Annotated in this window: 15 protein-coding genes; 7 read left to right on the plus strand and 8 right to left on the minus strand. The window is 73.1% G+C overall.

Annotation, left to right across the window (positions count from 1 at the left end):
• Positions 1-50 precede the first annotated feature (50 nt).
• The 4 genes from ACERM0_RS18330 to ACERM0_RS18345 all read left to right on the plus strand — a co-directional run bounded on the left by ACERM0_RS18330 (position 51) and on the right by ACERM0_RS18345 (position 4,157).
• Positions 51-1,274, plus strand: a complete 1,224-nt coding sequence (locus tag ACERM0_RS18330) for an ATP-grasp domain-containing protein (RefSeq protein WP_373680072.1) — start codon at positions 51-53, stop codon at positions 1,272-1,274.
• The gene (locus ACERM0_RS18335; protein ID WP_373680073.1) at positions 1,271-2,194 is read left to right on the plus strand and encodes a Type 1 glutamine amidotransferase-like domain-containing protein; all 924 of its coding nucleotides are present in this window, start codon (positions 1,271-1,273) and stop codon (positions 2,192-2,194) included. Before ACERM0_RS18330 ends, ACERM0_RS18335 begins: the two co-directional genes overlap by 4 nt.
• Positions 2,194-3,348, plus strand: coding sequence for an alpha/beta hydrolase-fold protein (locus ACERM0_RS18340; RefSeq protein WP_373680074.1), 1,155 nt, complete (start codon positions 2,194-2,196; stop codon positions 3,346-3,348). The genes ACERM0_RS18335 and ACERM0_RS18340 overlap by 1 nt, the downstream gene beginning before the upstream one ends.
• Before the next feature lie 83 nt (positions 3,349-3,431).
• Positions 3,432-4,157, plus strand: coding sequence for an esterase family protein (locus ACERM0_RS18345; protein WP_373680075.1), 726 nt, complete (start codon positions 3,432-3,434; stop codon positions 4,155-4,157).
• Positions 4,158-4,173: 16 nt separating this feature from the next.
• On the opposite strand, the gene ACERM0_RS18350 is transcribed toward ACERM0_RS18345, so the two are convergent.
• Both ACERM0_RS18350 and ACERM0_RS18355 read right to left on the minus strand, forming a co-directional pair.
• Positions 4,174-5,046, minus strand: a complete 873-nt coding sequence (locus ACERM0_RS18350) for a L,D-transpeptidase (RefSeq protein WP_373680076.1) — start codon at positions 5,044-5,046, stop codon at positions 4,174-4,176.
• 68 nt (positions 5,047-5,114) lie between these two features.
• Positions 5,115-5,723, minus strand: coding sequence for a hypothetical protein (locus ACERM0_RS18355; RefSeq protein ID WP_373680077.1), 609 nt, complete (start codon positions 5,721-5,723; stop codon positions 5,115-5,117).
• A 286-nt stretch (positions 5,724-6,009) separates the two neighbouring features.
• Between ACERM0_RS18355 and ACERM0_RS18360 the strand changes: the two genes are divergently transcribed.
• From ACERM0_RS18360 to ACERM0_RS18370, 3 genes are read left to right on the plus strand one after another with little or no spacing between them, the layout of a single operon-like run.
• On the plus strand, positions 6,010-6,789 hold the full coding sequence (locus tag ACERM0_RS18360) for a hypothetical protein (RefSeq protein WP_373680078.1): 780 nt from the start codon (positions 6,010-6,012) through the stop codon (positions 6,787-6,789).
• Positions 6,790-6,797: 8 nt separating this feature from the next.
• Positions 6,798-7,604 carry a hypothetical protein gene (locus ACERM0_RS18365; protein ID WP_373680079.1) on the plus strand — a complete coding sequence of 269 codons (807 nt, stop codon included), beginning with the start codon at positions 6,798-6,800 and terminating at the stop codon, positions 7,602-7,604.
• Positions 7,601-8,389 (plus strand): hypothetical protein, encoded by a 789-nt coding sequence (locus ACERM0_RS18370; protein WP_373680080.1) that lies wholly within the window; start codon positions 7,601-7,603, stop codon positions 8,387-8,389. Before ACERM0_RS18365 ends, ACERM0_RS18370 begins: the two co-directional genes overlap by 4 nt.
• A 37-nt stretch (positions 8,390-8,426) precedes the next feature.
• On the opposite strand, the gene sigJ is transcribed toward ACERM0_RS18370, so the two are convergent.
• From sigJ to ACERM0_RS18400, 6 genes are all read right to left on the minus strand, one after another.
• Positions 8,427-9,296: an RNA polymerase sigma factor SigJ gene (sigJ, locus tag ACERM0_RS18375; RefSeq protein WP_373680081.1), complete on the minus strand. Its 870-nt coding sequence runs from the start codon at positions 9,294-9,296 to the stop codon at positions 8,427-8,429.
• Complete coding sequence (locus ACERM0_RS18380) at positions 9,293-10,237, minus strand: NAD-dependent epimerase/dehydratase family protein (RefSeq protein ID WP_373680082.1); 945 nt, start codon at positions 10,235-10,237, stop codon at positions 9,293-9,295. Before ACERM0_RS18380 ends, sigJ begins: the two co-directional genes overlap by 4 nt.
• A 113-nt stretch (positions 10,238-10,350) precedes the next feature.
• The gene (locus ACERM0_RS18385; RefSeq protein ID WP_373680083.1) at positions 10,351-10,746 is read right to left on the minus strand and encodes a hypothetical protein; all 396 of its coding nucleotides are present in this window, start codon (positions 10,744-10,746) and stop codon (positions 10,351-10,353) included.
• A gap of 11 nt (positions 10,747-10,757) precedes the next feature.
• On the minus strand, positions 10,758-11,927 hold the full coding sequence (locus tag ACERM0_RS18390) for an NAD(P)/FAD-dependent oxidoreductase (RefSeq protein WP_373680084.1): 1,170 nt from the start codon (positions 11,925-11,927) through the stop codon (positions 10,758-10,760).
• 144 nt (positions 11,928-12,071) lie between these two features.
• Positions 12,072-12,890 (minus strand): sulfotransferase, encoded by an 819-nt coding sequence (locus ACERM0_RS18395; protein WP_373680085.1) that lies wholly within the window; start codon positions 12,888-12,890, stop codon positions 12,072-12,074.
• Between the two features lie 152 nt (positions 12,891-13,042).
• Positions 13,043-13,423: a VOC family protein gene (locus tag ACERM0_RS18400; RefSeq protein ID WP_373680086.1), complete on the minus strand. Its 381-nt coding sequence runs from the start codon at positions 13,421-13,423 to the stop codon at positions 13,043-13,045.
• Positions 13,424-13,540 lie beyond the last annotated feature (117 nt).

A 13,540-nucleotide genomic window follows, 5' to 3' on the forward strand; every position in this document is an offset into this window, starting at 1 on the left:
GCCCGACTGGACGGGCTGCCGGCAGGGACGATGGGGCTAGGGTCGCGATCGTGAACGTCGTCTTCGTCGAGCCGCACTTCCCGCGCAACCAGCGGGAGTTCGTGCGCGGGCTCGCCGCCGTCGGGGCGACCGTGGTGGGCATCGGCGAGTCGCCCCTCGACGCCCTCGACCACGACCTCCAGGGCTGGCTGCACCACTACGAGCAGGTCCCCTCGGTCACCGACGTCGGCCGCATGACCGAGGTCGTGCGGTGGGTCCAGAGCAAGCTGTGGGTCGACCGACTCGAGGCCACGATCGAGGCGCACACGCTGCCCGCGGCCCACGTCCGGGAGGCCTGCGGGATCCCTGGTACCTCCTCGCGGACCGCCTGGCTGTGCCGCGACAAGCCGTCGATGAAGCAGGTGCTGCGCGACGCGGGCGTCCCGACGGCCGCGTCGGCCGCGGTCGACAGCGCGGCCCAGGCCCACGCCTTCGCCGCCGACGTCGGGTTCCCGCTGATCCTGAAGCCCCGGGCGGCGGCCGGAGCGGCCGGCACCGTGCGGGTCGACGACCGCGACCAGCTCGACCATGCGCTTGGCGTGTTCGGCTCGGAGGGGACCGACTCGATCGCGGTCGAGGAGTTCGTCGAGGGCCACGAGGGCTTCTACGACACGCTGACCGTCGACGGGCACGTCGTCCACGACTTCGTCTCGCACTACTACCCGAACGTGCTCGAGGCGATGCGCACCCGCTGGATCTCGCCGCAGTTCGTGGCGACCAACCGCCTCGACGAGGCCCCCGACTACGAGGAGGTCCGCGAGATGGGCCGGCGGGTGATCGCCGGGCTCGGGATCGGCACCTCCGCCACGCACATGGAATGGTTCTTCGGACCGAAGGGTCTGCGCTTCTCGGAGATCGGGTGCCGGCCACCGGGCGTCGGGGCGTGGGACCTGTACTCGGCCGGCAACGAGATGGACCTGTACCGGGAGTGGGCCCACGCGATCGTGCACGGCGGCCCCTCGCAGCATGCGTCGCGACGCTACGCGGCCGGCATCATCGCGCTGCGCCCCGACGCCGACGGGCGGATCACCGGCTACTCGGGACTGGACGAGGCCCAGCAGCGGTACGGGTCCTGGGTGATCGACGCCCACCTGCCCGAGCCCGGCACGGCGACGCAGCCGATCGAGGCCGGGTACATGGCCAACGCGTACGTGCGGATGCGGCATCCCGACTACGACGAGCTGCGTCGCATGCTCGACGACGTCGGACGGACGGTGCAGGTCCACGCCTCGTGAACGACGTGCTGCTCCTCGGTCCGCAGCGCCGACCCACGCTCGCCGACGCGGTGGCCGACCTCGGTCTCGACGGGCCGATCGCGACCGTCAACGCCGGGTGGCAGGAGCGCGAGCCGGACGATCGCGAGCTCGACGAACTGCTCGGGGAACGCAGCGTCAACCTGCGCCTGTACGCACGCTGGGCCGATGCGCTGCGCGACGACGACGAGCTGGCGCAGGCCGACCGCGCCCGACGCGACCGGATCGACGAGCTGCAGGCGCTGTACCTGCGGCGCCTGCACCACGCGATGGAGGGCATCAGTGCCCTCCGGCACCACGCCGCGCGCGACCCCGGGCTGCGCGACGCCGAGATGGCGGACGCGGTCGAGGAGATCCGTCGTCTCGACGCCCGCCACCTCGACCGGATCGACGAGGTCGAGGCGGACTTCGCCCAGCAACTCCGGCTGTCCGAGCGCCCCGTCGTGGCGGAGCACCGGGCGGCGGTCGCGCGCCTCGTCGGTGGGACCGAGGCCGTCGCGATCGCCGGCGGCCACGTCGCCGTCCTGTTGCACTGCCTGCGCCTGTTCGGACTGACCGGGGTGCTCGGCGAGCGTCCGGTGATCGCGTGGTCCGCGGGGGCGATGGCGATCTCCGAACGGGTCGTGCTCTACCACGACCTGGCCGTGCACAGTCCCGGGCACGCGGAGGTCCACGCACGTGGACTCGGCCTGTGCCGGGGCGTCGTGCCGCTCCCGCACGCCCGACGTCGGCTGCGGATCGACGACCACGAACGCATGGCCCTGCTGGCACGGCGGTTCGCGCCCGCCCGCTGCGTCGTGCTCGACGACGGTGCCCGGTTGTCGTGTCCCGACGGAGCGACGGGCGCCACCGACCTGCCGACCGTGGGGCTCGACGGGCACCTGCACGCGGAGGCCAGCTGATGTTGCACGTCGGCGCCCAGCCGCTCGCGATCGACCAGCTCCGCCACGGCGGCGCCGACGCCGCGGCCGTGGACCGCTTCCTCGACGCGCACGACGTCCCCCTCGTCGAGGGTGCGACGGGCACCTTCCTGTGGCGCGGCGAGGCGGACGCGGTCCGCGTCCAGCACTGGGTCGTCGGCCTGCCGAACCCGCTGCCGATGGAGCGCCTCGACGGGACCGACCTGTGGTTCGCCGTGACCGACCTGCCAGAAGGTTCCCGGGTCGAGTACCGCCTGGAGGTGGTGCACGGCGACCACGTCGACAACGTCGAGGACCCGCGCAACCCGAACCACGCCCACAACCCGTACGGCTCGAACTCGGTCGTCCACGGCACCGGCTACGAGGTCCCCGACTGGATCGAGCTCGACGAGGACGCGCGCCGTGGCGAGCTACGCGACCTCGTGCTGCACAGCGCCGCGCTCGGCCGCAGCGTGCACGCCAAGGTGTACCTGCCGGCGCGCTACCGGCCGACCGCGCGCTACCCCCTGCTGGTGGTCCACGACGGTACCGACTATCTCACCTTCGCCGCCGCGCAGACGGTGCTCGACAACCTGATCCACCGGCTCGACGTCGCCGAACTCGTCGCCGTGTTCCTCGATCCCGGCGACCGTCTGGTCGAGTACGCGAACCACGAGGGCCATGCACGCTTCGTCGCGGACGAGCTCGTGCCCGAGCTCGAACGGGCGCTGCCACTGATCGACCACCGCGGGGGTCGCTGCCTGATGGGCTCGAGCTTCGGGGCGATCGCCGCGTTCTCGACCGCGGTGCGCTATCCGGACCGGTTCGGTTCGCTGCTGCTGCAGTCGGGGTCCTTCGCGTTCACCGATATCGGCTCGGATCACGGCGGCGGGCCGGTCTTCGACCCGGTCGTCGCGTTCGTGAACGCCTACCGGGCCGAGCCGACCCGGGTCGCGGACCGGCTGTACGTCACCTGCGGGACGTACGAGCCGATGATCCGGGGCAGTCGCGCGATGGTGCCGGTGTTCCGCGGCACGGGTGCGGAGGTGCGCTACGTCGAGGCGCGCGACGGCCACAACTGGGAGAACTGGCGCGATCGCCTGCGCGACGGGCTCGCCTGGGTGTTCCCCGGCCCACAGAAGTTCGTCTACGAGTGACATGAGGTCCCGGCTGGCAGCGGTGGCAGCCGGGTACGAGTCGATACGGCAACCGGGAGGACGGCGGTGGGCGAGGTGGACGCGTGAGGCAGGTCGAGCGCTGGCACTCGGACCGCATCGGGTTCGACATGACGATGGCCCGGTGGGGGCACTGGGGCACACCGGTGCTGGTCTTCCCGACCGCCGGCGGCGACGCCCTGGAGATCGAGCGCGAGGGGTTGGTGACCGCCTGCGGCGAGCTGATCGAGGCAGGCCGGGTGAAGCTGTACTCCTGCGACAGCGTGGCCGGGAAGGCGATGCTCGAGGCCTGGGGGGCTCCCGAGCAGCGGCTGCGCCTGCTGGGTGCGTTCCACGCCTACGTCCGGGCCGAGGTGATCCCGGCGATCCACGCCGACAGCGGCGGACCTGCGCTGCCCATCGTGGCGGCCGGCGCCTCCATCGGCGCCTTCAATGCGCTCGCCATGGTGTGCCGGGAACCGAGGTGGTTCTCGACCGCGATCTGCATGAGCGGCACCTACGACGTCCAGCGCTTCTACGACGGCGCCTGGGACGACGAGCTGTTCTTCGCCTCGCCCCTGCACTTCCTTCCCGGCCTGGGAGGCGAGCAGCTCGACCAGCTCCGCCAGCGCTTCGTCCTGCTCGCGTCCGGGCAGGGTGCGTGGGAGGACATCGACGAGTCCTGGCGGGTCGCCGACGTGCTCGGGTCGAAGGGGGTCCCCAACCGGGTCGACGCCTGGGGTCCGGAGTGGGAACACGGGTGGGGCACCTGGCACCGGATGCTGCCGACCTACCTCGACGAGCTCGCCTGATCCCTCGCCGTCGCACTCACCACACCGTCACCGGTGTCCCGAGCGGCAGCAGGTGCGCCAACTCGGCGATCACGTCGTTGGGGACGCGGATGCAGCCGTGAGAGGCCGCCCGCCCGATGCTCGACGGCGCGTCCGTCCCGTGGATGCCGACCTGGCCGTCACCACCCGCGAACTCGGTCAGCACGTCCGACCGTGCGGAGAGCCCCAGCGCGAAGGGCCCGTACGGACCGTCCGGGTCGCCGGTGTCGAGCTTGTCGGTCACGAAGAAGGTCCCCGGGGGTGTGGGATGCTGCGCGTCGCCGATCGCGACCGGCGTCGTGAGCACCTCCTCGCCGGCGTCCAGGACACGCAGCTCGCGCGTCGCGAGATCGACCACCACCGCCAGGTCGACGCTCGTCACCTCGACGGCGTCGGCGCGGATCCACCCGGTCGTGCCGTTGGGCCGGACCGGCAGCAGCACCTCCAGCCACTCCCCGCGCTGCCCGGTGACCAGCAACACGGTCGGCGAGTCGAAACCGGTCACGGGGGCGAGCACCTGGCTGGCCGTTCCCGATCCGGGTGCTTCGAAGACCTCGAGGTGCCCGCCGGGCCGGGCCACGCGCGCGGGCTCCGGTGCGGCGTCCTCGGGGTCGGCTGGCACCTCCTCGACCGTCGGGGACGGCGCCGCGGAAGCGCTCGACCGGTCGTCGACCGTGTCCGTCGCGGACGGGTCGGTCGCGCGCGTGCCGCAGCCGACCAGGACCGCCCCGAGCAGCGCGGCAGCCACCGCGCGCCGGAGGCGGCCGCGCAGGTCGCGGCCGTCGCGGCCGTCGCGGCCGTCGCGGCATCGGTGCCGTGCCTGCCCGGACCGGCGCAGGGCGGCGGGAGCGAGGGGGATCGGAACGGTCATCGGGATCGCCTCCTTCCGGCGAGCGGCAGCCCGTCCGGCACGCGGCCGGACGGGCCGTCGTCGCGGTCTCAACCGGTGAAGGTCGGGGTCGCGGTGCGGATGTCGGGATCGCGGTCGGGGCCGTCGTCGGGGTCGGGGTCCGGCTCGGTCCCGCCGCCGTCGTCCGGCTCGCACGTGACGTCGGTCGACTGCGGGGCCGAGCTGATGCTGAGCGGCGCGAAGACCTGGTCCTCCGTCATGACCTGCGGGTAGTGCGCCACGGCGACCAGCTCGAACGTGCCCTCCCCCGTGCCGATCGTGCCGTCGGCACCGTGGGCGCTGCCGCCCCCGCCGACGCCGGCCTCCTCCCAGTCGACGCGGACCGTGTACGGCCGGTCGTCGGGCCCGCCGAGCACCGCGACGGTGAAGTCCACCCGCGCCGGGTCACAGCCCGGGTCGACGTGCAGGGCCACCTCGGGGTCGGGGTGGGGGTTCGGCTGCGGTGCGAACTCGTCGGCGCCGGCGGCGGGCTGCGCGGCCGCGGGGCCGGCGAGCAGCAGCAGGGCCGCGGTCGTCGCCACGACGCCGCGGGAGCGCCGGCCGGGGTTCGCGGCGAAGGAGCGGCCGGCGGTCGCGGCGAGCGAGCGGCCGGCGTACGTGCCGAGGTCGGCGGACTGGGTGTCAGGGGTGGTGTGCATCGAGGTCCCTTTCCGGGTTCGCGGGCCGGTGACTTCCGGCACCGTCGAGGGACCTGACGGGGCAGCGCGCGACGCCTTACACGTCCGAAGGAAACTCGGCACGACCAACCCAGGCCACGCACTCTTCGGCGAGGCGACGCTGATACACGCGTCCGTGTGGGCGCGCACGGACGTGCTGCTGGTGGCCCACCCGGTTGACGCGCCCCGCACGACTCCTAGGTTCGATCGCATCGATACGTGGCTGTCGCGTCACGCCGCGCGACGGTCCTTTGGGGAAGGGGAGCGCATGGCGAACGGGACGAGTGCTGCCGTCGATCAGGCTGCGCGGCTCGACGAGATCGGATTCCCGGAGTTCACCACGAAGCTGGTGACCGACGTGTTCGACGCCTTGGTGGCGTCGAACCTGCGTCAGACGGAGTCCTTCGCGGAGCTGCTGGGGGCCGTCGGCAAGGAACTCAGCGAGTACATCGACGACACCAAGGACGACATCGGCGGCGAGGAGATCCTGCAGTTCCTCGCCGCGGTCGCGCCGCCGGACACGGACGACGGGTCCGAGCCCAGCAAAGTCCGTGTCGGCGGCACCCTGGACGGCGACGACGCCGACGCACTGAACACCGCACTCGCCGTTCCGGGCGAGGAGATCCCCGACGTCGCCTCCAGCGGCGCCGTCGATCAGGCAGCTTTCGACGCCATCGTGGAAGCAGCGGCCCGGCGTCTGGCCGCGAACAAGTACGACCTGCTCTCGGAGATGGTTCGCCAGGGCCTGCTGCGCCTGGTCGTGGAGACCGGGACGATCGAGACGCGGCTGACGTTCACGACCTACGGCTCGACCTTCTCGGCCCGCAACAGCCGTGACTACACGCGCCGTGCCACGGCCTTCCGTGCGCAGGCGCGGACGGGGTCCGTGCTGTCGAAGTGGGTGAGTGCCTCCGGGTCCGCGAGCCGCACCTCGGTGGCGGTCCGCACCACGAGTGAGCAGGATCGCGACACCAGCGGGAGCCGGGTGCAGATCTACGGCGGGGTCACGATCAACTTCAAGACCGACTACCTGCCGCTCAACCAGTAGCGCGTCCGATGCCGGAGATCCAGATCCCCGTCGACCTCGGGTTCACCGAGTTCGTCACGTCCCTGCTGTCGGAGGTCATGAACTCGATCGTGGTCGCGCAGAGCGAGCAGGAGGAGAAGCTCGCCGAACTCGCCGCGGTCGCGGCGTCCGACCCGGACGACTACGCCGACCACCGGCTCGACGACGCGGCCGTCGACGCCTTCCTGACGCGGCTCTTCCCGCCGACGGCCGACGACCGACCGCACGATGCCGTCCGCGGCGCACCGTATGCACCGGCGGGTGAGGACGGCCCCGAGTCGCCGCCGTACCAGGACACGCTGGACGTCGCCCTCGGCGGCGGGGACTTCAACCCGGAGCTCGGGCATCTGCTGCTGCGCGGGGTGCGCAAGATCCGGGCCGCGGCGCGACGGCGGCTGGCCGAGCAGGAGCTCGCCGTCGCCCGGCACCTCACCGAACGCGGCGTGCCGCGCGTGCTGGTCGACGCGGGACGCATCCGGGCGAAGCTGACGTTCGAGGCCCTGCAGTACCGGGACGCCGACACCGTCGAGGAGGCGGAAGAAGCGGACGAGGGCGGTGGCCCGGTCGACGACGCGACCGAGCCGGCCATGGCGTCGACCTCGGCCTCGTCCCTGCTCAAGCGGCAGGTGCTGCTGGCCGGGCGGCTGCCGGGGCTGCATCAGACCTCGGTGGTGCCGCAGGTGCTCCGCGACGTGCGCCTGCGCGTCCACTCGGCCGACGAGCGGGACCCCGGCACCGGGTCCACGCGCGCCAACGTCTACGGCGAGGTGGAGCTCACCTTCAAGACGGTCCCGTGAACGTCACGCCGGATCGACTCGACCTCGCCGAGTTCGTCGCCTCGCTGGTCGGCGAGGTCCGGTCGGGCGTGCTGGCCAGCCACGAACTACGCGACCACGACCTCGAGGTCGTCGGCGCCACCATCCGGGTGGGACGCGAACCGGAGGACACCGCATCCGACGACGACCTCGCCGGCGAGGAGGCCGAGTCCGCCCGGGGGCCCGGCGCCGTGGTGACGCCGCCACGCCCGTCGCCGATCACGGCGCGCCCCGAACTGGAAGGCGGTGGGTGGGAGGTGGAGCTCGTACTCGGCCAGGGCCAGTCGCTCTTCCTCGGTGCGGACCAGCCGGTCGAATCCGTCGCGTTGCCGATGGCCGTGGACGTGTGGCGTTCGCGGGACCTGACGCAGCTCAAGGGCATCGACGTCGAGCGCTCCCGCCGGTTGGCCGGGGAGGGGGTCCGCACCATCGGTCAGCTGCTCGAGCTCGACGAGACGGCGATCGCGGGCATCGTCGCCCGCCAGGGATCGCACCGCTACCTCGACTACTGGGTGCAGGCGGGGTTGCTCCGCATGCCCGTGCCGCGACTCGTGGCCTCACGCGCCGATGCGTTTCGGCTGTCGGCGCTGGCGGGCCGCTCACCGGCCTCGCTGCGGTCGCTCGTCGGCCGCGACGTGCTGTCGGCGTCGCAGGCCAGCCAGCTCTTCGACCTGTTCGCCGCCTGGGGGACGGCCCTGGACCGTGCGGCGATGGCGTCCGTCACGCTCGGTGACGTCCGGGCGGCCACCCGCGTCGAGAAACACTGACGGCGGGCGTCCGCGGCCGGAGCGAGGGACCGTCGGGTCAGCCGACGTGCTGCAGCTTGTCGGGGTTCATGAGCAGCTGGAGTTCGGTGATGCGGCCGGCGGCGACCGCGAAGGCGACCACGCCCGTGAGTCGACCGTTCTCGTAGGTCAGCAGCCCGGGCGCGCCGTTGACGGTCGCGACCCGGAACCGGGTGCCGGGCCGCAGCCGCATGATGCCGAGCACGAGCGCGGCGACGGCGGGAGCGGAGACCAGCGGCTCCCTGCGTGCCGGCACCTTCCCGCCGCCGTCGGAGCGCAGCACGACGTCCGGGTCGAGCACCTCCAGCAGATCCTGCAGGTGGCCGCGGGCGGCGGCGTTCGCGAAGGCATCGACCACGCGGCGGTGTTCGTCGCGGTCGGCGTCGAAGCGGGGCGCGTCCGCCTCCACGTGCCGTCGCGCGCGCGACGCGAGTTGCCGGCAGGCCGCCGGGCTGCGCCCGACGGCCTCGGCGATCGTGTCGAAGGGCAGCCCGAACACCTCGTGGAGCACGAACGCCGTCCGCTCCGCCGGCGACAAGCGCTCCAGGACCACCAGCAGCGCCAGGCTCACGGAGTCGTCGAGGCTGACGCGGTCAGCCGGATCGGCCGGGTCGGCCCCGTCCACGATCGGCTCGGGCAGCCACTCGCCGATGTAGCGCTCACGCTGCACCCGCGACGACTTCAGCACGTCGAGGCAGATCCGCGTGACGATCACCGTCAGCCAGCTCCGGACGTCCCGGACGCCGTCCAGGTCGGCGTCCCGGGTTCGCAGCCAGGCTTCCTGCAGCGCGTCGTCGGCCTCGGTGACGCTGCCCAGCAGCCGGTAGGCGACGCCCAGCAGGTAGCGGCGGTGGGCGCGGAAGTGCTCCTCCAGCGGGCCTGTGGTCATGCGGCGTCCGACGTGATCCCGCGACGCTCGGCGACGACGCCCTCGCGGAACGACGGGAACTGCGGCCGCCAGTCGAGTACCTCCCGGGCCCGGGCGTTGGACGCACCGGCCAGCTGGTTCATGAACGCGACCCCGAACGGGCCGACGGCCAGCCGGGCCAGCGCCACCGGGAAGCGCTTCGGCGGCTTGGCCCCGAGCTGCTTCGCGAACCACGGCAGCCAATCATGCAGGTACAGCGGGTGGTCGTCGACCACGTTGAACGTCCCGCCGCCGGCCGGCAGGTCCAGGGCGGCAAGCACGGCCGACGCCACGTCGTCGACGTGCACGAACGAGTAGCGCGCCGCCCCGGCCCCGACGATCGGGACCTTGCCGGCCGACACCATCCGCGTCATCGACCCGTCCGCCGCGTAGATCGTCCCCGGACCGTAGAGGTGCCCCAGGCGCAACACCACTCCCCCGGCGTCGGCGACCAGCCGTTCCATCTCCTTCAGGGCGTCGGCCACCGGGGCGTACGGCGCCGGCGGGGCCGGCCACAGCGGATCGGCCTCCGTGCGGATCGTGTCGCCGGGTTCGTAGGCGTACGCCAGTCCCTGGGCGAGGAAGGTCTCGATACCGGCCTGCTCGGCCGCTCGCAGCAGGTTGCGGGTTCCGTCCGTCCGCAGGCGGTTGGTCGTCTCGAACTGTCGACCGATCCTCTTCGGGTCGATCTGCGGCGGGATCGCCGTCGCGAAGTGCACGATGGCCTCGGGACGCTGCTGGCGCACGAACCGTGACACGGCGTCGGCGTCCAGCACGTCCACGGCCGCTTCGATCACGTTCGACGGGACCGGCAGGTCGCGGAACCGTCGGGCGACGGCCAGTACCTCGTGCCCGCTGGCCGCCAGCAACCCCACCATCGGCCGTCCCAGCGCCCCCGTCGCACCCGTCACCAGCACACGCATCGGAGCCACTCCTGGTCTCGGGGCCACACCGTGTGGCCCGGTACGCAGGAGACGAGCGAGACGGACCGGACGTGACATGCCGCGACCGCCTCCCGTGGCCGGGCGTGAGTCGCTCAGGCCTCGGGCTGGAAGCCGGTGCAGGCGAGGTCGAGCCGGCCGATGAGGCCGTCGACGACCCGGACGTAACCGGTCTGTTCGATGACGTGCCACGTCTGAGGCGCCCAGGCCGGGCGCAGCCGCACCCGGTAGGTGAGCCGCTGGCGCGTGCCGACGGTGGCGACGTCGGCGTGCAGCAGCTGCGTCTCGTGTGCGCTGCCGTACCAACCGTGGAGGACGGACAGGGCCGCGGCCGCGTCGTGGTGCTCGACGAACTCCCGCACCAGCAGGGCGCGCAGCCAGACCTCGTCACTCAGCAATTCACGGACGGCCGTGCCGTCCCACGCCACGAGCGCGTCGACGAACTGGCGGCAGACCGTGCGCGTCTCGGTGGTCAGGGTCGCGGTGGACATCCGGATCCTCCTCAGGACGCGACGGCGTCGGCGTCGAGATCCAGCAGGTGCCCGACCTCGGGCCGCATGGCGGCACTCATCGCGAGCAGCAGCGGCCGGACCGTCGCGAGGTCCCAGTCGTAGGCGGCGACCCGGTCGGCGAGGGCATGCAGCGGGCGGGACAGCGCGTCGCGGGTGTCCTGGTAGCCGGCCATGGCGCGATCGTGGCTGCAGCGGCCGGAGGCGGCCGCGAGCACGGCGCGGGCGAGCAGCTCGGCGTCACGCAGGGCGTCGGTCATGCCGTGCGTGGTGAGGGGGTCCTTGAAGTGCGCGGCGTCGCCCACCAGTGCCCACCCGCGCCCCCAGGGCTGGCGCAGGAAGCCCGGCACGCCGGGGAACCCGCGCACGTGCCCGACGGATCGGGCGTCGCGCAGCGCTTCGGCCCAGTCAGGAGCGACGCGGTGGAACACCTCGTGGAAGCCCAGGTCGCGGCGCCGGCGCTGCTCGGCGAGGAAGCGCGCGGCGGGGCTGCCGACCCAGCCGCAGACCAGCCCGTCGTTGGTCGGGATCAGCCCGGCACTGTGGCCCGGTCCGTAGAGCCACTGGTAGCCGTCGACGTCCAGCCCGGCCCAGTAGCCGACGACCATCGCGCTCGCGTTGGTGCCTTGGTGGTAGGTGAGCGCGCCGACCTCCCGCGCCACGCGCGAGCGCAGGCCGTCGGCGCCGATCGTGATCGGGGCCCGCGCGGCGATGCGCCGGCCGCGGGCGTCACGGGCCTCGACACCCGTGACGGCCCCGTCGGCGTCGCGGAGCAGCCGGTCGACCGTCGACTCGAAACGCACCTCGGCACCGGCCCGGGCGGCCGCGTCGACCAGGATCGGGTCCAGCACGGTGCGACGGGGGGCGTAGAGCGCGTCGGTGTGCGGTGCCGGGCGGATCGCCACGACCTCCTCGTCGCGCCCGTAGCGGATGACGGTGCGCCGGACCGGTGGCGTGCCGGCGGCGACCACGTCGTCGAGCAGCCCCCAGCGGCTCAGCTGCACCACGCCGCCACGCATGAAGGCGTGCGTCGACAGGGTGTCGCTACCGGGCCGGGCACGGTCGAGCACGAGCACCCGCTGGCCGGCGCGGGCCAGGAGCATGGCGGTGGCCGCGCCGGCGACCCGCGCGCCGACCACGATGGCGTCGAAGTGCTCGTCCATGGGGCGATCCGTTCCCGGTGGTTTCGCCCACGGTGCGCGCCGGCGACGAGTCCACCCACGGGGACACCCACCCATCTCGGGCCACCGCCCTACCTAGACGTCGAGTCGTCCGGGTCGCGACCCCGCGGCGGACCGGGCGGCCGGTCAGCACGACCAGGGCAGGTCCCGGTCGAGGAACGCGCGCAGACGGTCGACGTCGTCGCGCAGGCGCTCGCACAACGCGTCACGCACGCCCCGTCCGGGGTCGGGCACGTCGTCGCCCACGTGCCACTCGCGGTCCAGCTCGGCGTCCCAGTGGTCGGGGTCCAGCCCGAGGGCGGCGTAGAGCCGTTGCAGCGTGCAGCGTCGCGCCGCACGCAGTTCCTCCTGGACGACCACCTCGATGCGCTCGCGCGGGAAATGGGTGAGGAACGGGTCCAGACGCTCGGCGTAGCGGCTGCGTGCCAGGTACTGGCTGGCCGGGTCGAGCACCGCGACCTCGACCGGTCGGGACTCGTGCCCGTCGCGGCGGTGGTGGGCGTACTGCGACAGGGCCCGGGCGACCGGGTCCCGCACCAGCATCACCAGCGTCAGGTCGGTGCCCAGCGTGGCCGCGATCCGGGCGGCCACCTCGGGATGGTCGGGCGAGGTGTAGCCCGGCGAGGTCTCCCCGCGGACCCGTGCGTCGGGCGCGAAGTGCTGCCGGTACCAGTCCAGCCCGCGGAACCAGTTGCCCCCCAGCGACCAGCCGTGCCGGTGCTCGTCACGGGTCGGCGGTGGCACGAGCCCGTCGCCCGGCGAGACCACGTCGAAGAAGAACCCGAGCTCCTTCGGGTGGGACATCGCGGCGTCGGGATGGGCGTCGAGGTAGCGGTGCAGGGCGCTGGTGCCCGCCTTCATCGCGCCGATCACCAGCACGTTCGGCAGGGCGCCACCCGCGCCGGCCGAGACCTCGGCACCCCACGCCGCCGCCGCGTCGCGCACCGCCGCCTCCCTGCCGCCCTCGACGCCGACGGTGCCGGTCCCGGGGTGACGGCGTCGGAGGCGGCCCCGGTCGCCCGTCGGGGGCGGCGTCCCCCGGGTGAGCCGAAGGCGCGGTGACGTCGATCGCCGGATAGGTGTCCATGCGCCGCGGCTCAGCCGCTGCCATAGGGCCGGGTGATGATCTCCAGCAGGTGCCCATCGGGATCCGGGAAGTACACCCCCCGGCCGCCGTCGTTGCGGTTGATCTCGCCGAACCGGCGGCGACCTGGATCTGCCCAGTAGGGCAGGCCCCGCTCCTCGATCCGACCGAAGATCTGGCTGAACTCCTCTTCGGTGACGAGGAAGGCGTAATGCTGTGACACGATCTCGCCGTCGGTCTCGAGATAGTCGAGGCTGACGCGGTTGCCGGTCTCCACCACCACGAACGGACCGAACAGCGCGGGCTCGGGCAGTCCGAGCACGTCGGCCAGGAATCGTGCCGACGCCTCGGGATCACGCGCCGCCACGATCGTGTGGTTGAGCTCGACCGTCATGATGACCTCGGCGAGCGGCGACCCATCAGGGCCACCGCCCCCCGCAGTGTGCCCATGCGCTGGTCTCGCCGTCGAGCGACCGAGCCGGTGCGCCCCGGCGGGGGATGCCGGCTGGAC

This window comes from Egicoccus sp. AB-alg2 (assembly GCF_041821065.1).
In the GTDB taxonomy this organism is placed as follows: Bacteria; Actinomycetota; Nitriliruptoria; order Nitriliruptorales; family Nitriliruptoraceae; genus Egicoccus.